Source organism: Pedobacter sp. BAL39, from assembly GCF_000170795.1.
In the GTDB taxonomy this organism is placed as follows: domain Bacteria; phylum Bacteroidota; class Bacteroidia; order Sphingobacteriales; family Sphingobacteriaceae; genus Pedobacter.
The window spans coordinates 100122-120548 of the sequence record NZ_ABCM01000012.1; the positions used below are offsets into that span (position 1 = coordinate 100122).

A 20427-nucleotide genomic window follows, 5' to 3' on the forward strand; every position below is an offset into this window, starting at 1 on the left:
AAACAAACGCTAATTCACCATGAGCAAAGAACTCAGCAGGAGAACTGCATTGAAAAATATTGTTGCCGGAACCGCCGCTTTGGGTGTTTCGGCAACATTGCCCTCGTTTGCACTGGAAAGCTCTCCATCAACTATGTTAAAAGGAAATGTAAACCACTCCGTTTGCCGCTGGTGTTTTGGGGATATTGACCTGGACACCCTATGTATCGAGGCAAAAAAAATAGGGATAAAGGCGATAGACCTGGTAGGCCCTGCCGACTGGCATATATTGAAAAAACACGGCCTGTATTCGTCCATGTGCAATGGCGCTGAAATCAATCTTGAAGACGGATGGAACGATCCTCAGTTTCACCCTACGCTGATCAAAAACTATTCGGAGATGATCCCAAAAGTTGCGGCGGCAGGATATACACAGCTGATTTGCTTTAGTGGCAGCAGGCGTGGCAAAGACGATGAAACAGGATGGAAAAATTGTGTCGACGGACTGAAACAGGTCATTGGCATTGCTGAAAAGCACAATGTGGTCCTGGTGATGGAACTGCTGAACAGCAAGGTAGACCATAAAGACTACCAATGTGATACCACAGCATGGGGTGCCGAGCTGGCCAAGAGACTAGGATCAGAAAATTTCAAGCTGCTGTATGACATCTATCACATGCAGATCGATGAGGGCAACGTCATCAATAACATCAACAAATACCACCAGTACATTTCGCACTACCATACTGCAGGTGTACCGGGAAGAAACGAAATTGACGACACTCAGGAATTATTCTATCCGGCAATCATCAGGGCCGTGCTGGCCACTGGATTTAAAGGATACCTTGCTCAGGAGTTCATTCCTAAGTATAAGGATAAAATCAAGTCGCTCAGCGACGCTGTAAAAATTTGTGACGTATAAAACCATAAGAATGAATTCAAGAAGAACTTTTATTAAGACCGCGGGAATTGCCGCTGCAGGCGCCATCATGCTGCCTTCTTTTGCTTGCACACCAAGTGCTGCCAAACCGGTAGGCCTACAGCTATATACCCTCAGAGAAGTGATTGAAAAGGATGTAAAAGGAGTAATTGAAAAAATAGCCAAAGCCGGTTACAAAGAGGTAGAAACTTACGGTTTTGCCGCTGCAACAGGATACTTTGGCATGGATGTGAAGTCTTTTAAAAGCCTGCTGGATGACAATGGACTAAAAGCACCAAGTGGACACTTTGGTCTGGACACCTTCCTGAAAGATGGCAAACAGGATGACCTGAATGCGGCCATTGAAGGTGCCAAAGGGCTGGAGATGTCGTATGTTACCATACCATGGATGGGCGACGCCCTGAGGACAAATCTTGATGATTATAAAAAAATCGCCCTCCGCTTAAATGAGGCAGCTGGGATCTGCAAAAAAGCAGGCCTTTCACTGGCTTACCACAACCATGATTTTGAATTCACAAAATATGATGGCGGCACAGGTTATGAAGTGATGTTGAAAGAAACGGATAAAGATGCAGTGAAGTTTGAAATGGACATCTATTGGGTGGTCAGATCAGGTAATGATCCTATTGCGCTATTTAATAAATATCCTGAGCGTTTCCCGATGTGGCATGTGAAAGACATGGACAAGGCAAACAACACCATCAACACAGAGGTGGGTACAGGAACGATAGACTTTAAATCACTTTTCAAGCATGCCAAGCAAGCTGGTCTGAAACATGCCATTGTGGAGCAGGAGAATTTCTCCAAGGATCCTTTTGTCAGCATTAAGGAAAGCATTGATTACATGAACCGCGAACTGGTGTAGGAGAAATCTTAACATACGAAAAAGGGAGGTGGTTCAAAAGCTACTTCCCTTTTTTTATGCTGAAAACGGTAAAAATTCACCATATTTGAAAAATCTGGTCTGAGGGGCAAAATCAAGACCAATACCCATGTTAACCAGATACTTAAATTGCGAATTTATTATCAAAAACTGAATACATATAAATTAACAAAAAACAATAAAATAACCATTTAAAAAAATGAAAATTGCAGTAGTAGGCGCCACCGGTTTGGTAGGTACCGTAATGTTAAAAGTGTTAGAAGAGCGTAACTTCCCGTTGACCGAGTTGATCCCGGTTGCATCCGAAAAAAGTGTTGGCAAGGAAATCACTTTCAAGGGTAAGAAGTACGCTATTGTAAACATGGATACTGCGATTTCAATGAAACCTGATATTGCTTTATTCTCTGCAGGTGGCAGCACTTCCCTGGAAAATGCACCTCGTTTTGCTGAAGCAGGAACTACGGTGATCGACAACTCATCGGCATGGCGTATGGACCCATCAAAAAAATTGGTGGTACCAGAGGTGAATGCGCATGAGCTTTCTATCGACGATAAGATCATTGCTAACCCGAACTGTTCAACCATCCAGATGGTGGTGGCCTTAAAACCCCTTCACGATCAATATAAAATCAAACGTGTAGTCGTATCTACCTATCAGTCGGTCACGGGAACGGGCGTGAAAGCCGTAGATCAGATGATGAATGAGCGTAAAGGCATTACTGATGGTCCGATGGCTTATGCTTACCCGATCGACCTTAACGTCATTCCTCAGATTGATGTTTTCGTAGAGAACGGATACACTAAGGAAGAGATGAAGATGATCAACGAGACGCGTAAGATCATGGGTGATGACAGCATTCGTCTGACTGCCACTACGGTACGTATCCCGGTAATGGGTGGACACTCTGAATCGGTAAACATCGAGTTTGAAAATGAATTTGATCTTGCTGAAGTAAGAAGTATCCTTGAGCAAACTGAAGGAATCATTGTGGTGGATGATATCGCCAACCTGAAATACCCTATGCCTAAAGATGCCCATGAAAAGGATGAGGTATTTGTAGGAAGGATCAGACGTGACGAATCGATGCCAAACACATTGAACTTATGGATCGTTGCTGATAACCTGCGCAAAGGTGCAGCTACCAATGCCGTCCAAATCGCGGAATACCTAATCAAAAAAGAACTGGTATAAATTACCGACAAAAAATAATGAAGTGATGTATGAAAGGCGCCTGCGCTCACATACATCACTTTTTTTATGCCCCATTAGATCGTTAGGGCTTTTGCGCACGTTAAACCATTACATCTTTATCTGATCTGAACATTTATGAAGCAAACCAAAAGCCTTATTCTTAGTTTCCTGCTGGCCCTCAGTTTTCAAGCCGCATCCGCCCAGGCGCCACTGCAAAAGCTGGAGCAGGCCTACAATACCCTCAATAAAGATCCCCAGGCTCGGTACGCTATTACTACGTTGTTGGTGCTGGATGCCAGGAGCGGAAAAACACTTTTTGGCAGAAATGAAAATATTGGCATTTCCACAGCCTCTACCCTGAAAACCATTACCTCTGCAACAGCCTTCAGCATACTGGGCAAAGATTTTCAATACCAGACTACCCTCGCCTATAGCGGCAGTGTCAGTGCTGATGGCACCCTGAACGGGGACCTTGTCATTATTGGCGGAGGAGACCCCACACTGGGCTCCTGGCGGTACGACCAAACGAAAGAAAATGTGATTCTCCAGCAATGGGTAGCAACAATCAGAAAGGCTGGTATCAAAAAGATAAATGGCAGCGTGATTGGTGATGACAGCGCCTGGGGTACGCAGAGTACCCCGGAGGGATGGATTTGGCAGGATATCGGCAACTATTATGGCGCAGGTCCTTCGGCACTCAGCTGGCGGGAAAACCAATTTGACATTCACCTTCGGGCAAAGTCCTCTGATGGAGTAACCATATTGAAAACCATACCAACCATGCCCTACCTAACGATTGTGAATGAGCTTCAGGCGGGTGCTGCAGGTACCGGCGACAATGTTTACGCCTTTCTTCCACCCTACTCCAACCTGGCGTACCTGCGTGGCAGCTGGGGTATCGGTTTTGATAAGTCGGGAATATCAGCCGCACTGCCTGATCCTGCATACGATGCCGCATTCCGGTTGCAGGATACATTGCAGCGTCTTGGTATCTCCACACAAAATGGCAGTACGACAGCCAGATTGTTAAAAGCTGAGGGTAAGAATGTTCCCGCCATCAGCCAAAAGCTGGCGACCATCAGCTCCCCATCACTCAGCGAGATCATTTACTGGTTTAACAGGAGAAGTGTGAACCTCTATGGAGAACATCTGCTGAGAACCATTGCCTGGAAAACAGGAAAAGCAGCAACCACCCGAAATGGCGTGCAGACCGAGCTGAATTTCTGGGCCGGCAAGGGCATAGACAAAAATTCCATGAACATCCTTGACGGCAGCGGCCTTTCTCCAGCCACCAGGGTGACTGCTAGTGCCATGGGCAGTGTCCTTTTCCAGGCGCAGCAGGAAGAATGGTTCCCTGAATACTATAAATCACTGCCCGAATACAATGGTATGAAGCTGAAAAGCGGTACCATCAATGATGTTTCCGCTTATGCAGGATACTATACTGACCCTGCCGGACGCAAATACATCATTGTCATCAATATCAACAATTATACAGGTTCCGGCATCCGCAACAAGCTCTTCCAGGTACTGGACGCCTTAAAATAGACCTATATGTTACCTTTTTTTAATAAATTGCGGGAATTATCCATCCATACACCTGAATAAGTTTCATGAAAAGATCTTTTTTGTTTTTAATCTGCAGCTTACTAAGTCTACCCATCTTCGCGCAGATGCTGCCCTCTACCCTGGGCGTACTTGCCGAAGAAGGACACTCCAATCCAATACTTCCGTCGGAGATTGCCATCATTCCAGAGCCGGTGTCCATCACTAAAAATGAAGGACATTTTATGCTTCCTGAAAATGTAACCATCCATGCCAGTGATGCCGAAGCCTTGAAACAAGTAATCACCTTCCTGCAGGACCGCTTTTCTGTGCCTACGGGAAGTTATGTTTCCGTTGTTGCTGACGCTGCAAAAACAGCGACAATCAGACTGATCCTGAATGAAAGAGTGAATGCAGCACTTGGAACAGAGGGTTATGAGCTGTCGGTCACCAACACCCACGTGGAGATCCGTGCCAATCAGGCGGCGGGTATATTTTACGGGGCGCAGAGCCTGATCCAGTTGTTCCCGAAAGAAATCGAAAGTAAGGAACTGATAGAAGAAGTGGTATGGAAAGCCCCATGTGTACAGGTGATGGACTATCCGCGTGTAGGCTGGAGAGGTTTGATGTTTGACGTCGCCAGGCACTTCTTCACCAAGGAGGAAGTAAAACAATACATCGATGCTATGGTGCGCTACAAATACAACATCCTGCACCTGCACCTGGCAGATGATGAAGGCTGGAGAATAGAAATTAAAGGTCTGCCAAAGCTAACCGAAGTGGGTGCATGGAGCGTCAAAAAAGTAGGTGAATTTGGGAACTTTATCCCTCCCACCGCTGATGAACCGCGTACTTATGGTGGTTTTTATACACAGGAAGACATCAAAGAACTGGTACAATATGCAAAAGACAGGTTTGTAAACATCCTGCCTGAAATCGATGTGCCTGGACATAGCCTTGCCATCATCGCTTCCTATCCGGAACTGTCCTGCACACCCGGTGCAGAGAACTACCGCGTAAGGTCTGGTGAACGCATTATGGACTGGTCGAGGGGGGCACCTCCCATTGCCTTGGTCGACAACACCCTTTGTCCGGCGAACGAAAAGGTATATACTTTCCTGGATACGGTCATCACACAAATTGCGGCATTGTTCCCTTTTGAGTACATCCATATGGGTGGTGATGAGGCGCCCATCAACTTCTGGGAAAAGAACGATCAGATCAAGGCTTTGATGCAGCGCGAAGGTTTAAAGAACATGCATCAGGTACAGGGGTATTTTGAGAAACGCGTAGAAAAGATCGTAGCCTCAAAGGGTAAAAAATTCATGGGCTGGGATGAAATCCTTGACGGTGATATGCCTTCAAGCGCAGCAATGATGGTCTGGAGGGATACAAAGTATGGCATCCAGGCAACCTCGAAGAAACATGAAGTGGTGATGAGCCCCACAGCATATGCCTACCTGGATTATATGCAGGCCGATGTCATTACCGAACCTAAAGTATACGCATCACTACGCCTGAAGAAATCTTATGAATTTGATCCCATCCCGGCTGGAATTGATCCAAAATATGTGAAAGGTGGGCAAGCCAATTTATGGACTGAGCAGGTATACAACATCCGTCAGGCAGAATACATGACCTGGCCGAGAGGCATGGCGATCGCAGAATCCGTATGGTCTCCAAAGGAAAAGAAAAACTGGGAAAATTTCTTTGGCAGAGTGGAGCAGCATTTTAAGCGCCTGGACATCGCTGAAACAAAATATGCACCAAGTGTTTACGACCCCATCTTTAAAGCCAGCAGAGCGGCTGACAGACAGCTGATGATTGAGATGAGCACTGAAGTGGAGGGATTGGACATCTATTATAGTTTTGACAACTCTTTTCCAGACCGTTTCTATCCGAAGTATACAGAAAAGCTGACACCACCAAAAGACGCGACCATGTTGAAAGTAATCACGTATAGGGGCAAACAGCCCGTGGGCAGGATGTTGAATATGCCAATTGAAGAACTGAACAAACGCGCAGGCAAAAGATAAGATATTGAGATATTTCGTTCACATAGGCTACCATGGTCTTCATTACAATGGCTGGCAAAAGCAACCGGGCGTATTAAACGTACAAGGGGTGCTGGAAAAAACACTGTCACAGGTCCTGAAAAGGCCGGTGGAAATCATCGGATGCGGCCGTACGGATGCGCATGTGCATGCCAGTCAGTTTTTCTTCCACATGGATATTGAGGAGGCCTGGGACTTCGATCTCATCTTCCGCTTGAACAAATCGCTCCCAACGAATATTGCAGTCTTTGATGTCATTCCTATGCCCGGACTGCAGCATGCCCGCTTTGACGCCGTACAGCGTTCTTACGATTATTTTTTACACACTTACAAAAACCCTTTTTTACAAGGTTTAAGTTCCTATTATCTACTGAAGGACCTTAAGTTCGACGAGATGAAAGCCGCGGCGGCCATCCTGCCGAAATACAAGGACTTCCGGCCCTTCTGCACCAGTCCAGACAAGTACGAACACACCATCTGTAATGTCATGTCGGCCAGCCTGACGGTTGACCCAAACGGGGACCGCATGAGGTTCCAGATTTCTTCCAACCGTTTTCTGAGTAAGATGATCCGCATCATCATGGGTCAGTTGTTGAAGGTAGGCAGAGGCGTGCTCAGCGTAGATGAATTTGAACAATACCTGATTGACAAAAGAACACCTGAACTGATTACGCCTGCACATCCACAGGGACTTTACCTATCCAAAGTAACCTACCCTTATCTTAACCTCCCCCCAAGGGCCGAATTTTCTGCGATGATGCAACTGCAAGAATCCAGCTCCTGGAAATAAAGCCAGTCCGTAAGCCATATCAGGGCACATTCTTTTTTTTGCATAAGACAGCGTTAATCGTTAACTTTAATTAGCACTTTTTTCTAAAAGGAGGTATAACATGACTGTTATTCAAAGAATTGAGCATTGGGGCGACCTGCACCATGCGAAATGGCTCGATGTGATCCGCATCTTTCTGGGCCTTTTAATTTTCAGCAAAGGAATTGCCATTGTCAGTAACACACAAGCCCTTCAGGACTTGCTGCTCGACAACAATGTATTTGGCTTTTCGGGCATGATGGCGAGTCTCGCCGTACACATCGTTGGTTTTGTCCACTTGGCTGGGGGCATACTGATTACGATAGGGTTAGTGACGCGCTTTGCAGTGGTCATACAAATTCCGATTCTTATCTGTGCGGTATTCTTTGTAAATGTATCACAGGGATTTTCCACATTGAATTCAGAATTATGGTTGTCGGTTATCGTCCTGCTGCTGCTGGTCTTGTTCTGGATCGTCGGTTCAGGTCCTTTTTCCGTCGATGAGCAAATGCGGAGAAAACCGCAGCGATAATCCCAGGGAATCGGCCAGAAAAGTGATAATTCAAACGATAAAACTGTCATTTATTACAAGATCGTGAAAGATTGCATTTGCTAAAACACTAATTTTGGCAAAAACGTAATTGTTATGAACTTTCACACACGTAAATGGGTAAAACCGGAGGATCTAAATGCAAATGGAACGCTGTTTGGCGGCAGTTTGTTACGCTGGATAGATGAAGAGGCGGCAATATATGCCATTGTACAGCTGGGCAACCACGGTGTAGTGACCAAGTACATCTCTGAGATCAATTTCGTCAGTGCGTCAAGGCAGGGAGATATTATTGAGCTCGGCATCACGGCTACTGAGTTCGGCCATACCTCACTGACCATGCGATGTGAAGTCAGGAACAAGATCACCAGAAAGAGCATTCTGACGATTGATAAGATAGTGTTTGTCAATGTTGATGAGAAAGGCAATCCGACTCCTCATGGCAAAACACAGATCAAGTATATTTCTGAGCAGTTTGAGGAAGAAGACAACTAATCCCGAGGACACCAGTTTATGGAAGAAAGATTATTCTGCCGTCAACAGTAATGATTTCAGGTCATCGGCAGTAAGGCTGATGCCACTGATGGTGAATTGGCACTGCTGGTAATAATTGCTGCGCTCCCCAAGTTTACCGGCAATAAAAGCCACGAGCGCATCACCGTGCAGGTCTCTCAGCAATGGCCTTTTGTCTTTTCCGCTTTCCAGCCGTTGCGCAAGTACAACAGGCGGCAACTCAATATAAATGGAAATCCCATTGTTATTGATCCAGTCCATATTGTCAAAAAAACACGGTGTGCCGCCACCGGTTGCCACCACGCAATTTTCTGGATAATCAAATTCCTTCAATGTTTTGCTTTCCTGACTGCGAAATACCGCTTCTCCATGAGCGCTGAAATAGTTGGCGATAGTACTTCCGATTTCCTTTTCAATCTGGTGATCAAGGTCAATGAACTCATAGCCCATCCTCGAAGCCAGCTTTTTACCGAGGGTACTTTTCCCGCATCCCATAAACCCAATCAGAAATATTTTCATTTTAAGCAAGTTTCACCCTTGGATCAACCAGGGCATATAATAAGTCTACTAATATATTGATAACTACAAAAACAAAGGCAATAAAAAGAATGGAGCCCATCACTACGGGGAAGTCAGACATCTCCAGGGCAGTCACCGTGGTCCTGCCAAGCCCATTGTAACCGAAGATATATTCAACAAAAAAAGATCCTGCCAGTAAGGAGGCAAACCAACCCGATATGGCAGTGATGACTGGGTTTAACGCATTTCTCAGGGCATGTTTGTAGATGATCGCATGTCGGCCCAAACCTTTGGCACGTGCCGTCCTGATGTAATCCTGCGCCAGCACATCCAGCATCGCCGTCCTCGTCAGCTGTACAATGATCGCCAGAGGCCGGAGCCCAAGTGTGAGTGTAGGTAAAACCAGGTTCTTCCAGGTGATGATCTCCCCCTTAAAAGGGTCATAACTGTAAAGGCTTCCCGACATATTCAGACCTGTATAATCGCTCAGCACAAAACCAAAGAACCAGGCAATGACAATCCCCGCAAAAAAAGCAGGAGCCGAAATGCCCAGTATAGCAAAGGCATTTGCAGCTTTGTCGATCCAGGTATCTTTATGTACAGCGGAGACAATACCAAGGAAAACACCGATAATTGCTGCAAAGACCATTGATGCAAATGCCAGGATAAAGGTATTCGGCACTGTTTCTTTAAGGATGGTCATGACGTCCCTTTTCGTCTGGTAAGAACGCCTCAGATAAGGCCACTTTAACACCGTTACCTGTGTTCCAGTTTTAAAGAGCACCGCATAACCGTATTTTTCCTTATTCTGCACGTCATCCTGGTGGAAAGAAACCGGCGACAAGTCATTCAGATATAGCAAAAACTGCACTGGACGGGATTTATCCAGCCCAAATTCCTTTCTCACAGCTTCCAGCGACTGCACATCGGAGCGCTGCCCCATGGTCATCCTCGCCGGATCACCGGGAAGCACGTTGAAAAGCACAAATACCACGACCACCACCCCTGCCATTACAGCCAGCCCATACAGAATTTTTTTGATGGCATAAGGCAACATGTGATGTATCGGTATTTATTTGCTGAAATATTTGTCAGATAATTCTTCGAATGAAGGCATGGCATTATAATGCCATTTGTTGATGACCACTCCATTCTTCAACAGGAGCACACCCGGATTTGCCCTCACCATACTCTTCAGCGGCACCGCATCTGCGTAGAAAATTTCAGCAAAGAGTTTCATCTTTTTGCTGAACTGATCTGCCGTCTGTGCAGAGTTGGAAGTGAGCAGTACAGACCTGATATTGAATTGTTCCGCCGCATTCAGGGCAATGGCATTCAATTCTCCTACTGCATCTTTATTGGCGTTTTCCAGGTTATATGCTACAAACACAAGGTTATAATAAGGATTTTCAATCAGCTCTTTAGTATAATCTGTCCCTGAAGCATCATTAATCACAAGATCTTTGATCTTAGGCTCAAATCCTTTTTTAACAAGTTTTTTCTCAGGATCGCCAACAATCTCCCAGTTGTCATCTTTCCAGATTTCTGTTTTCAGATAATCCTTATCACTCATGAACTTTTTTTCCTTCGTTTTTTTGTTGCTTAGGTTGTACATGATCAGAAATTCATCAGGCTGGGCACCGGGAGGAATGCGCATCAACTCAGGCAGGTTAGCGCCGACCTTATAAGGCAGGAAGTCTAATATAGGTAATCTGCTAAAAGTGAACTGGCTAAACAACAGGGAGCCTGCAAGTACAATGGACAGCAGCGCACTTTGCCAGGTCTTATTGTGAGTGATGGGTTGGATCAGCTCGCGGTAGATGAACAGGTAGATGATCAGCGTCAGCAGCACCAGATCTTTAGAGAAAGACTGCCATGGTGTTAACGGAATGGCATCGCCAAAACATCCGCAGGAAGTCACCACTTTGAATGCTGCAGAAACGAAAGTCAGGAAGGTAAAGAAAATGATGACCACCAGCAGACCTGCCGTTACCTGTTTGCGCCAAAAGCCAAACAGCAGCAGTGCTCCAAGTACAATCTCAAAAACGCACAGTAAAATCGCGATTCCTGTTGCAGCACCACTTAAAAAAGGGATATGGAAAACTTCGAAATATTCCTCCAGTTTATATCCAAATCCAAGGGGGTCATTGGCCTTGATCAGCCCGGAGAAGATGAACAGGACACCGACAAATATACGGGCGAAATTAAGTGCAAGTTTCTTCATTATTTTACATCAAGTTTGATTAACGCAAAGACGGCATAATTGAGCATATCCTGATAATTCGCATGGATTCCCTCAGATACAATGGTCTGGCCGAGGTTGTCTTCGATCTGTTTCACGCGGAGGACTTTCATAAGGATCAGGTCTGTAAGTGAACTGATGCGCAGGTCCCTCCAGGCCTCACCATAATCATGGTTTTTGGCCAGCATTAGTGTTTTCGTTTCATTTACTTTTTCATCGAACAGCTTCTCCACTACCGAAACTTCCAGCTCATAAGGATCATCGGCTGTGAATGTCAGCTGTAACATGGCCATCACGCAGTAATTGATGATGCCGATATATTCAGGGACAATACCCTCTCCTACCTTTGAAACTTTCTTATCTTCAAGCGTGCGGATGCGTTGCGCTTTGATAAAAATCTGGTCCGTGATAGACGACGGGCGCAGGATGCGCCATGCTGTACCATAATCTGTAGTTTTCTTCAAAAAGAGCGATCTGCAAACCGCTATTACCGAGTCGTATTCCTGTGATGTGTTCGTGGCCAAAACAATTAAAATATTTAGTTTAAAGCTGTTTAAATACTGTATTTTTGTATCAAACGATGGCTAAAGATACATTTTTAAACCGAAAGACCACATTAAACCTCAAAGGTAAACTGGTGGATCTGAGCAAGCCCGCAGTGATGGGAATCTTAAACCTCACCCCCGATTCATTTTATGAAGACAGCAGGGCAGACTCCGCAGCAGAGGTGTTGAGAAGAACCGAGAACTTTCTTAAAGATGGCGCCTTGTTTATAGACATTGGGGCATATTCCACACGACCTGGTGCAGCAGAAGTAACTGAAGCCGAAGAATTGAAACGTATGGTTCCCATGGTGGAACTGATCAGCAGAAACTTTCCAGAGGCGTACCTGTCGACAGACACCTTTCGTGCCAGCGTAGCAAAGGCGACAATTGAAGCAGGGGCAGACCTGATCAATGACGTTTCCGGCGGAGAGATCGACAAGGAGATGTTTGAAACTGTTGCAGCATTACAAGTGCCGTACATCCTGATGCACATGCGCGGAACACCGCAGGACATGCAGCAGCATACGGGTTATCAAGATATCGGCCTGGATCTCGTCGATTATTTCTCCGCAAAGGTTGCTGATTTACGTGGCAGGGGTGTAAAAGACATCATCCTTGATCCAGGTTTTGGATTTGCAAAAAGTACAGCAGAAAATTATCAGTTATTAAATCAATTGGAAAACTTTGACCTTTTCGAGCTGCCCATGCTGGTTGGTTTTTCCAGAAAGTCGATGATTTATAAATTCCTCAACACAAGTCCGCAGGAAGCCTTAAATGGCACGTCGGTGCTGAATACGATAGCGCTGATGAAGGGGGCAAACATTCTAAGGGTACACGACGTTAAAGCAGCCATGGAATGTATCGCACTGGTGGAACAGGTACAACACCAATACTAGTAAAAAATTCCTAACTTGGCCGTAAATGAAAGGTTTTGATTTCGATTTCCTTAAGGTATCCTTCACTGACGTTGTAGACATCATATTTGTCGCACTGCTGATCTATTACATCTACAACCTGATCAAGAATACGCTGGCAGTGAATTTACTGTTGGGTATGCTGATTATCCTGATCATCTGGTTTGCGGTAGACCAGCTGAACATGCGTTTGTTGTCGACCATCATCAACAAGTTTATGAGCGTGGGTATCATCGCGCTCATTGTGATTTTCCAGCCGGAAATCCGGCGTTTCCTATTGCTTATTGGAAAAAACACCTTTCTACAGCAAAATAAGGCCTGGTGGGGATACCTGTTCGGCAGCAAAAACATTGAGCGCGACAACCTGGTGCGCATCAAGCCAATCATCGATGCCTGCAAGAGCATGAAGAAATCACGCACGGGCGCCCTGATTGTATTTGTGAAATTTTATGATGACCAGTTATTTGCCAACAGTTGTGAGGTGATTGATTCCAAAATTTCAAAGAGACTGCTGGAAAGTATATTCCAGAAATATAGTCCGCTGCACGATGGTGCGGTGGTCATTTCAGAAAATAAAATCAAAAGTGCCAGCTGCATTTTGCCGCTGACAGACAACGATAAACTTCCTCCTCAGTTTGGCTTACGCCATCGTGCAGGAATCGGCGTATCAGAAACTACGGATGCCGTAGCGGTGATCATCTCAGAAGAAACAGGAGAGATTGCCTATGCAAAACAAGGCCGTGTGCGTATGAACGTTTCTTTTGGAGAATTAGAGAAGTTGCTGAATAAGGATTTCTAAGTGAGAACTACCGCCCCGAAGTTCCCTGGCATCTATTAAACTTAAAACAGTTGCATCCGTCTGATACAGGTAAGTAACAGCACTATACCAGCGCCCTACCACCAGCACGACATCTCCACCTCATGTCCACGTACAGTCCACGTTTCTACGCCTTTTTTGTAGATTCAGCATGGACATGATCTGTGTTCAGCATGGATACATACACAAGCTGTCCTAGACCTATCCTAGACCTATAACCTACATGTGCCTAATCGGTGCTATTAAAATAGGGAGCATAAAAAAAGGGCAGTCCCTTCGGAAGCCCTTTTCGCAGCATTCAGCGCTCTGACTAGCAATATTGTTCAAATGCACCAACAAGGCTGTCGGCGATCATTTGTGCAGGACGTCCTTCAATCTGATGACGCTCAATCATATGCACCAATTTACCATCTTTAAACAGGGCCATTGAAGGAGATGATGGAGGGAAAGGCAGCATATAACCTCTTGCCCTGTCTACAGCTTCTTTTTCCATCCCAGCGAAAACGGTAACCAGTTTATCAGGGTGTTTCTCATTTGATGCGGCCATTCTGGCTGCAGGGCGTGCATTTGCTGCTGCACAACCACAAACTGAATTCACGACTACAAACACAGTACCTTCAGATGTGATGGCACCATCAACGTCTGCAGCAGTCTTTAACTCTTCAAAACCTACGTTAGTCAACTCAGCACGCATAGGTTCAACTAAATATTCTGGATACATATCTTCTATTTAATGTTTTACACTTACAAAGATAGCGTACCCGGCACTAGCATCAAAACTATGCAGCTTTGTTGCTTTAGTTTTTACCTACAAATTACTTTGAAAACTCTGGATTAGACACGATAGGTGTATTCAGCAAGATATTCATTAAATATTTTTATCACTAGAATACAGGGGGTTATTCTATAATTTCAAACAAAACCTCAAAAAAACGATCTGAGGCTTTCAAAAACGGATGATATTTTCTAATATTGCACACCCAAAAAAAGCAGGGTTTCTGGAAACAGCAACCTACTTTTATAACCAGTTTCCCGAGTAGCTCAGCTGGTTAGAGCATCTGACTGTTAATCAGAGGGTCACTGGTTCGAGCCCAGTCTCGGGAGCCAGAAAGGGCAAGCACGGTAACCGGTCTTGCCCTTCTTTTTTACCCCGATAATCAATACTTAGTTTTGAGTATTCAGAGATGTTGCTTTCCAATAATAATTTTTCTTCTTTGCATGATGATGTCAAGCGATATTTTTTACGGCAATTTCAAAATTGAAGCTATACTAAGCGATCTGATCAGCTTGGAACCCGTTCAAAGGTTAAAAAATATCCATCAGGGAGGTGCCATTTTTTTGGTCTCTCCTGGTGTTGATCATAGCAGATATGAACATTCTATTGGCGTGATGCTGCTTGTAAGGAAACTTGGAGGGAGTTTGGAAGAACAGGTTGCGGCCTTATTACACGATGTCTCCCATACCGCTTTTTCCCATGTTATCGATTACGTCCTGCAACAGAAAGGAGAGGATTATCACGAACAAATTTTTGAAGAAGTAATCGCAAATTCCACTATACCATCTATTCTAGCTAAATATGGATTCAGCACATCTTTACTGGAAGATCCCAGCCACACCCTGCTTGAGATGCCCCTCCCTGACCTATGTGCGGACAGGATAGATTACATGATCAGGGATTTATATCATTTTGGTCTGATCACTATTGTGGAGATACATACTTTTATAAATGAACTCGGTGTTCAGAATGGAAAGATCGGTCTTAAAAGTGAAAAGGCAGCTTCATGGATTACCAGTAAATATCGGCAGCTCAACGATGAGTACTTCAGAAAACCCGAACATATATTCGCCAATACGAAGTTTTCTGAATTGATTACGCTCGCCCTGGAAAAAGGCGTTATTGTTTTGTCTGATCTGCGGAAAGATGACCCTGCAGTTTTATCGATCATCAAGTCTGATGATGATCTGAATTCAGAGCTTGAAAAGATAAAAGGCCTGGACGGTTTCAAAAGTTTGTCTGACTCTGGCTCCGCAAAGACGTTCAAAGAAAGGATGCTCAAGCCTATCGTCATTGCTGGCACCTAAAAAATTATTGTTTGCAGATTCTTAAATAGAGAATCAAATTCAGAGCCGATTTAGTAACGTGGACATCTTTATTATCTTACACAAACTTCCCACTCCCTTTTTCAAATCACCATCTTATAGCTTCAGGTATTTGTCATTGTTTTGAACTGCCAGCTGATTGCGTATAAGTCCCGCTTCAAAATGAATACATTTGTTATAACTTATTTTTGACGACGAGTAGATTTGAAAAAAGATCAACGCATCATCAGAATCAATCATTTTAGAAATAAGAACTTGAAAGAAGATTTATGAAGAAGATAGGATTTTTATCATTTGGCCATTGGTCTAACCATCCTGCTTACGGAACCCGCACAGCAAGTGACACCTTACTCCAATCTATTGAACTGGCAGTTGCCGCTGAAGAAATCGGTATAGACGGTGCCTATTTCCGGGTCCATCATTTTGCCAATCAGCTGGCCTCCCCCTTTCCCTTACTTGCGGCGATTGGCGCCAAGACAAGTGAGATAGAGATTGGAACAGGCGTAATTGACATGCGTTATGAAAACCCGCTTTATATGGTGGAGGATGCCGGAGCTGCCGATTTAATTTCAGAGGGAAGGTTGCAGCTGGGAATCAGCAGAGGTTCGCCCGAGCAAGTCATTGATGGGTGGCGTTATTTTGGATATGAGCCAGCTGAAGGAGAAAGCGATGCCGATATGGGCCGCCGTAAGGCAGTAGAGTTCCTTAAACAGCTTAAGGGCAAAGGCTTCGCCAGACCCAATCCCAATCCGATGTTTCCAAACCCACCAGGCTTACTGCGTTTAGAACCACATTCCGAAGGACTACGGGAACGTATCTGGTGGGGAGCAGCTTCTAATGCTACCGCCATCTGGGCTGCAGAAAATGGCATGAACTTGCAGAGTTCCACTTTAAAAGAACATGAAAGCAATAAACCTTTCCACGTACAGCAAGCTGAGCAGATCAGGCTGTATAAGGAAACCTGGAAAAAAGCAGGGCATCTTCATGAGCCCAGGGTATCCGTAAGCCGTTCTATTTTTGCATTAATAACAGACGAAGACCGACGCTTTTTTGGCCAGGAGACAGGCAAAGTTGATAAGGTCGGAATGATTGAACCAGACAAGCGTGCTATTTTTGGAAGAAGTTATGCGGCAGAACCCGATCAACTTATCAAAGAATTAGCTGAAGACGAAGCGATCCAGGAAGCGGATACACTCCTTTTGACCATCCCCAACACATTGGGCCTGGACTACAATGTGCATGTACTGTCTGCCATCCTGGAACATGTTGCCCCAGGATTAGGCTGGCGTTAAGTTGCATTCGCAGGTCAAAAAATTATAAAGCAAAGAATACTGCAATTTGATTCCAGAAATGCCTCATTGGCCTAGCAAAAATGCCTTCACGATCTTGTGAAGGCATTTTCTATTTTGTAGGCCTGCAATTGTTAACACCATTCGTCGCTAGAGCATATCAAGATCACACACCACATATTAGCCAAGCACCAGTGGCCGGAAACTACTCCTCTTTAGGAGCTCAGTTTATTGAGATACGCATTGAATGCCTCCTTATACTGCTCACCTACGGTAATGCTGATGTTACCGATATGAAAATTATTTTTCGAGATCGCATCGATTTTATCTATTGCAACAATATAGGATCGGTGCACCCTCATAAATCGTTTTGAAGGAAGTTTCTGTTCCAGATTTTTCAGACTGCTGAGTGTGAGAATGGGCTTTTCCGTACTTTGAAGGTAAACTTTCACATAATCCTTCAAACCTTCAATGTAAAGAATATCCCGGATTGCCACGCGGACAAGCTGGTATTCGACTTTCAGAAAGATGTATTCCTGCTCCGGACCGCCCACTTCTTCCTGCGGTGCGTTCAATGCCTCAGCATAAGCTCTGGCTTTATTTGCCGCTACCAAAAATTCCTCATAATCAAACGGTTTCAACAGATAGTCCAGTGCATCTACTTTGTATCCCTCAAGCGCATAGTTATTGAATGCGGTAGTAAAGATCACCCGCGGCCCGGCCTTTCCTGGTTGACGGTCTACCATCCGCGCCAGCTGAAGGCCCGTTACATCCGGCATCTGGATGTCCAGAAAGATGAGGTCGATGGGCGTATCATGCAGCATCTCCAGTGCTTTAATCCCGCTGGAAAAGCTACCGCATAGTTTCAGGAAAGGTGTTTTCTCAATGAAGCTGCAAACCAGGCCCAAAGCCAGCGGTTCATCATCAACTGCGATGCAATTCAGTACCATCCAGTGTAAGGGTTAAGTGAACAATAAACTTGTGGTCTTCAGTCTGACCCGCGCTAAAAGTGTGCGTATTGGGATACAGCAGGTCCAGCCGTCTTTTGGTATTGTGAAGTCCAATGCCTCCATATTCATCAGCGCTGACCGACTGGTCGCTGAAGATGCTGTTGGTCACCGTCAGCTCCAATTGCCTGCCATTCAGCACCAGGTCAATAAAGATTTCCGATGGAACCACCGTACTTACACCATGTTTAAAGGCATTTTCGACGTAAGGTAAGATCATCATTGGTGCAATTTCAATTGCGTCACCGTCGTCCGGCGCATTAAAGATCACCTTTGTCGTTTCATTCAGGCGCAGTTTCATCAGCGTGATGTAGTCCTGAATAAAGGAAACCTCCTTCTTCAGGGAAGTAACGCCAGACTGGGTATCATATAACAGGTATCTCATCATGCGCGACAGCTTATGGAGTGCGTTTCTGGAGTTATCCACGTCGACATGCGTAAGGGCATAGATGTTATTCAAGGTATTGAAAAAGAAATGAGGATTGATCTGCGCTTTCAGGAAGGAAAGCTCAGATCCGATTTTTTCTTTTTCCAGTGCCTCTCTCAATTGTTTATCTGCCTGCCATTTCTGAATGATGGTAACGCTAGTGCTGATGCCGACAATGATGAGCAACATCAGGATAAGGAAAAGGTCCAGGCGGTCACTCTTTTTTGGAGGCCTATGCATTCCAACCTGATCAAAAGCTTTTTCCATCAGTCGAGGCAACTGCACGGCATCTTCAAACAGATGCACCAACGGGCCCGCAGCAACGGCAATCAGCAGGATGATCAGTAAGAAAAGCAGGCTTTTGTTCCTGAGTACCAGTTGAGGGACCAAAACCATGCTGTTCAGATAGAAAACCACGATCAGCAGGATCAGGACCACCGACTGTTTCATCCAGAACTGGTAAGGAACGTTGATGCCCCAGGTGAGTGGCTGATAAAAAAGGAGAACAAAAGCGAACAGCATCCACAGGAGTACATGGAGTAAGATGGTAATATAGGAACGGCTTTTTACTGCATTCATACCGGATAAATTTCTGATGGACAACTGCTGCACAAGGTAGCCAACCTTCATAAACAAGTCCAAATATTTTCGTCGATTAACAGGTGGCCTCCGTCGGTGTAATCTATACCTCCGTCTATTTCGTTTTTTTTATCCTCGACGGAAGCGTTGTTTTGAGCAAATCAACACATTATTTATACACCGATGATGTCAAAACACAAAATAAAATACCTGCTGCTGATGCTTTTTGCATTGGTGTCCATCCGTGGTCACGGGCAGGATACAGCGACACGGACGCTTCCTGCTGTGTGGGACCTGAGCACCTGCCTCGAATATGCAAAGGACAACAACATCCAGGTTCGCGGCCTCAGACTGGACCAGCAAAGTGCGGAGCAGGACAAGCTGCTGGCGAAAGCGGCAATGCTTCCTGATCTTCAGGGGGCGGCTTCCCAATCCTTCAACCATTATAACAGAAACACCAACGGCAGTACCAGCGCATTGAATTCCTCCGGGTCTTACGGACTGAGTTCTTCCTGGACGCTTTACCAGGGTGGATACCTAAAGACTGACATCAAACAAAAGGACCTTTCCGTACAATCGGCAAATTTCAGCATCCTGGAAAGTCTTAACGACATTACCATGCAGATTACACAAGCCTACCTGAACATCCTTATAGATAAGGAAAGCATCTTATATAACAAGGACCTTGTAGCCACATCTACTGCGCAGCTGGAACAGATCCGGCGCCAGTATAAAGCTGGAAGTGTTGCCCGCAAGGATGTAGCACAACTCGAAGCACAGCTTGCCGGCGATCAATATAACCTGGTTGCCGTAGAAAATGCGGAACGTCAGGACAAAATCACCCTGAAACAACTGCTCCAGCTTCCTGATGTCAACCAGTTCGATATTGTCAAACCAGATACGGTCATTACCGAAAAAGAAGTACCTCCTTTGGCGATGCTACAGCATCAAGCACTTCAGAACAGACCCGAAGTAAAAAACGCAGAACTGGGCAGACAGATTGCCGGCCTGAACCTGCAAAAAGCAAAATCAGGATACCTGCCTACACTGACACTCGGTGCTGGCATGGGAACGAGTTATGCAAATGACCCTACCTACAATGCCTTCAGGCAGTTTGATAACAATTTTTATCAGCAGGCAGGACTCAACCTCTCCATTCCCATCTTCAGCAAGCGGCAAAACAAGACAAATGTCGCCAAGGCGAAGATTGAAGCCGACCGGGCACAGCTGACATTGGAGAACACCAAAACTACGCTGTCGCTGGCCACCGAAAATGCATTCATAAACGTACAGAACTCAAAAACACAATATGCATCAGCCGCAGAACAGCTGAAGTACAATCAGGAAGTATACCGCATTGCCACGCAGGAGCTCCAGATCGGCGCGGCCAACCTGGTCGACTTTTACCAGCAACGCAACCTGTATGTGCAGGCCACACAATCTTACATACAGGCCAAGTACAATGCTGCCCTGGCCATCAAAATCTATGAGTTCTACATCGGAGTACCTATAAAACTATAAACC

At 45.2% G+C, this 20427-nt stretch carries 20 protein-coding genes and 1 tRNA gene; 14 read left to right on the plus strand and 7 right to left on the minus strand.

The genetic code is table 11. The features are described 5' to 3' along the window. Positions 1-19 precede the first annotated feature (19 nt). The 8 genes from PBAL39_RS15880 (at position 20) to PBAL39_RS15915 (ending at position 8446) form a co-directional block, all read left to right on the plus strand. Positions 20-901 carry a hydroxypyruvate isomerase family protein gene (locus PBAL39_RS15880; RefSeq protein ID WP_008243296.1) on the plus strand — a complete coding sequence of 294 codons (882 nt, stop codon included), beginning with the start codon at positions 20-22 and terminating at the stop codon, positions 899-901. A 10-nt stretch (positions 902-911) separates the two neighbouring features. After that, complete coding sequence (locus PBAL39_RS15885; protein ID WP_008243297.1) at positions 912-1784, plus strand: sugar phosphate isomerase/epimerase; 873 nt, start codon at positions 912-914, stop codon at positions 1782-1784. 217 nt (positions 1785-2001) lie between these two features. Then, entirely contained in the window at positions 2002-2994 is a 993-nt protein-coding gene (locus PBAL39_RS15890) for an aspartate-semialdehyde dehydrogenase (protein WP_008243298.1), read from the plus strand. A gap of 135 nt (positions 2995-3129) precedes the next feature. Continuing rightward, complete coding sequence (gene dacB, locus PBAL39_RS15895; protein WP_008243299.1) at positions 3130-4542, plus strand: D-alanyl-D-alanine carboxypeptidase/D-alanyl-D-alanine-endopeptidase; 1413 nt, start codon at positions 3130-3132, stop codon at positions 4540-4542. 65 nt (positions 4543-4607) lie between these two features. Next, on the plus strand, positions 4608-6575 hold the full coding sequence (locus PBAL39_RS15900; protein ID WP_198139838.1) for a beta-N-acetylhexosaminidase: 1968 nt from the start codon (positions 4608-4610) through the stop codon (positions 6573-6575). A 4-nt stretch (positions 6576-6579) separates the two neighbouring features. Continuing rightward, a complete protein-coding gene (gene truA, locus PBAL39_RS15905; protein WP_008243301.1) occupies positions 6580-7383 on the plus strand; it encodes a tRNA pseudouridine(38-40) synthase TruA in 804 nt (267 codons plus the stop codon). A 100-nt stretch (positions 7384-7483) separates the two neighbouring features. Beyond that, on the plus strand, positions 7484-7933 hold the full coding sequence (locus tag PBAL39_RS15910; RefSeq protein ID WP_008243302.1) for a DoxX family protein: 450 nt from the start codon (positions 7484-7486) through the stop codon (positions 7931-7933). Positions 7934-8047: 114 nt separating this feature from the next. Then, complete coding sequence (locus PBAL39_RS15915) at positions 8048-8446, plus strand: acyl-CoA thioesterase (RefSeq protein ID WP_008243304.1); 399 nt, start codon at positions 8048-8050, stop codon at positions 8444-8446. Positions 8447-8476: 30 nt separating this feature from the next. Here PBAL39_RS15915 and PBAL39_RS15920 read toward each other — a convergent pair whose 3' ends face one another. Genes PBAL39_RS15920 through PBAL39_RS15935 form a run of 4 tightly spaced genes read right to left on the minus strand, consistent with a single transcriptional unit; the run spans position 8477 to position 11749 of the window. After that, positions 8477-8983, minus strand: a complete 507-nt coding sequence (locus tag PBAL39_RS15920) for a shikimate kinase (RefSeq protein WP_008243306.1) — start codon at positions 8981-8983, stop codon at positions 8477-8479. Between the two features lies 1 nt (position 8984). Then, entirely contained in the window at positions 8985-10040 is a 1056-nt protein-coding gene (locus tag PBAL39_RS15925) for an ABC transporter permease (RefSeq protein WP_008243308.1), read from the minus strand. Positions 10041-10055: 15 nt separating this feature from the next. Further along, on the minus strand, positions 10056-11207 hold the full coding sequence (locus PBAL39_RS15930) for a BT_3928 family protein (RefSeq protein ID WP_008243309.1): 1152 nt from the start codon (positions 11205-11207) through the stop codon (positions 10056-10058). After that, a complete protein-coding gene (locus PBAL39_RS15935) occupies positions 11207-11749 on the minus strand; it encodes a DUF1599 domain-containing protein (RefSeq protein ID WP_039866808.1) in 543 nt (180 codons plus the stop codon). The genes PBAL39_RS15930 and PBAL39_RS15935 overlap by 1 nt, the downstream gene beginning before the upstream one ends. A gap of 56 nt (positions 11750-11805) precedes the next feature. On the opposite strand from PBAL39_RS15935, the gene folP reads away from it, so the two are divergent. Both folP and cdaA read left to right on the plus strand, forming a co-directional pair. Further along, positions 11806-12666 (plus strand): dihydropteroate synthase, encoded by an 861-nt coding sequence (gene folP, locus PBAL39_RS15940; protein ID WP_008243311.1) that lies wholly within the window; start codon positions 11806-11808, stop codon positions 12664-12666. Between the two features lie 25 nt (positions 12667-12691). After that, positions 12692-13483, plus strand: a complete 792-nt coding sequence (cdaA, locus tag PBAL39_RS15945) for a diadenylate cyclase CdaA (RefSeq protein ID WP_008243313.1) — start codon at positions 12692-12694, stop codon at positions 13481-13483. Positions 13484-13811: 328 nt separating this feature from the next. On the opposite strand, the gene PBAL39_RS15950 is transcribed toward cdaA, so the two are convergent. Continuing rightward, positions 13812-14222, minus strand: a complete 411-nt coding sequence (locus tag PBAL39_RS15950; RefSeq protein ID WP_008243315.1) for a BrxA/BrxB family bacilliredoxin — start codon at positions 14220-14222, stop codon at positions 13812-13814. A gap of 309 nt (positions 14223-14531) precedes the next feature. Here PBAL39_RS15950 and PBAL39_RS15955 point away from each other — a divergent pair. The 3 genes from PBAL39_RS15955 to PBAL39_RS15965 all read left to right on the plus strand — a co-directional run bounded on the left by PBAL39_RS15955 (position 14532) and on the right by PBAL39_RS15965 (position 16893). After that, a tRNA-Asn gene (locus PBAL39_RS15955) sits at positions 14532-14608 on the plus strand. A gap of 111 nt (positions 14609-14719) precedes the next feature. Next, positions 14720-15583 carry an HD domain-containing protein gene (locus tag PBAL39_RS15960; RefSeq protein ID WP_008243316.1) on the plus strand — a complete coding sequence of 288 codons (864 nt, stop codon included), beginning with the start codon at positions 14720-14722 and terminating at the stop codon, positions 15581-15583. Between the two features lie 287 nt (positions 15584-15870). Continuing rightward, complete coding sequence (locus PBAL39_RS15965; protein WP_008243319.1) at positions 15871-16893, plus strand: LLM class flavin-dependent oxidoreductase; 1023 nt, start codon at positions 15871-15873, stop codon at positions 16891-16893. A gap of 212 nt (positions 16894-17105) precedes the next feature. Here the strand turns inward: PBAL39_RS15965 and PBAL39_RS15970 are convergent, their stop codons facing one another. Further along, the gene (locus PBAL39_RS15970; protein ID WP_008243321.1) at positions 17106-17840 is read right to left on the minus strand and encodes a LytTR family DNA-binding domain-containing protein; all 735 of its coding nucleotides are present in this window, start codon (positions 17838-17840) and stop codon (positions 17106-17108) included. Then, entirely contained in the window at positions 17815-18954 is a 1140-nt protein-coding gene (locus tag PBAL39_RS15975; RefSeq protein WP_008243322.1) for a sensor histidine kinase, read from the minus strand. Before PBAL39_RS15975 ends, PBAL39_RS15970 begins: the two co-directional genes overlap by 26 nt. A gap of 132 nt (positions 18955-19086) precedes the next feature. Between PBAL39_RS15975 and PBAL39_RS15980 the strand changes: the two genes are divergently transcribed. After that, positions 19087-20424 carry a TolC family protein gene (locus PBAL39_RS15980; RefSeq protein ID WP_232282970.1) on the plus strand — a complete coding sequence of 446 codons (1338 nt, stop codon included), beginning with the start codon at positions 19087-19089 and terminating at the stop codon, positions 20422-20424. The last annotated feature ends 3 nt before the right edge of the window (positions 20425-20427 follow it).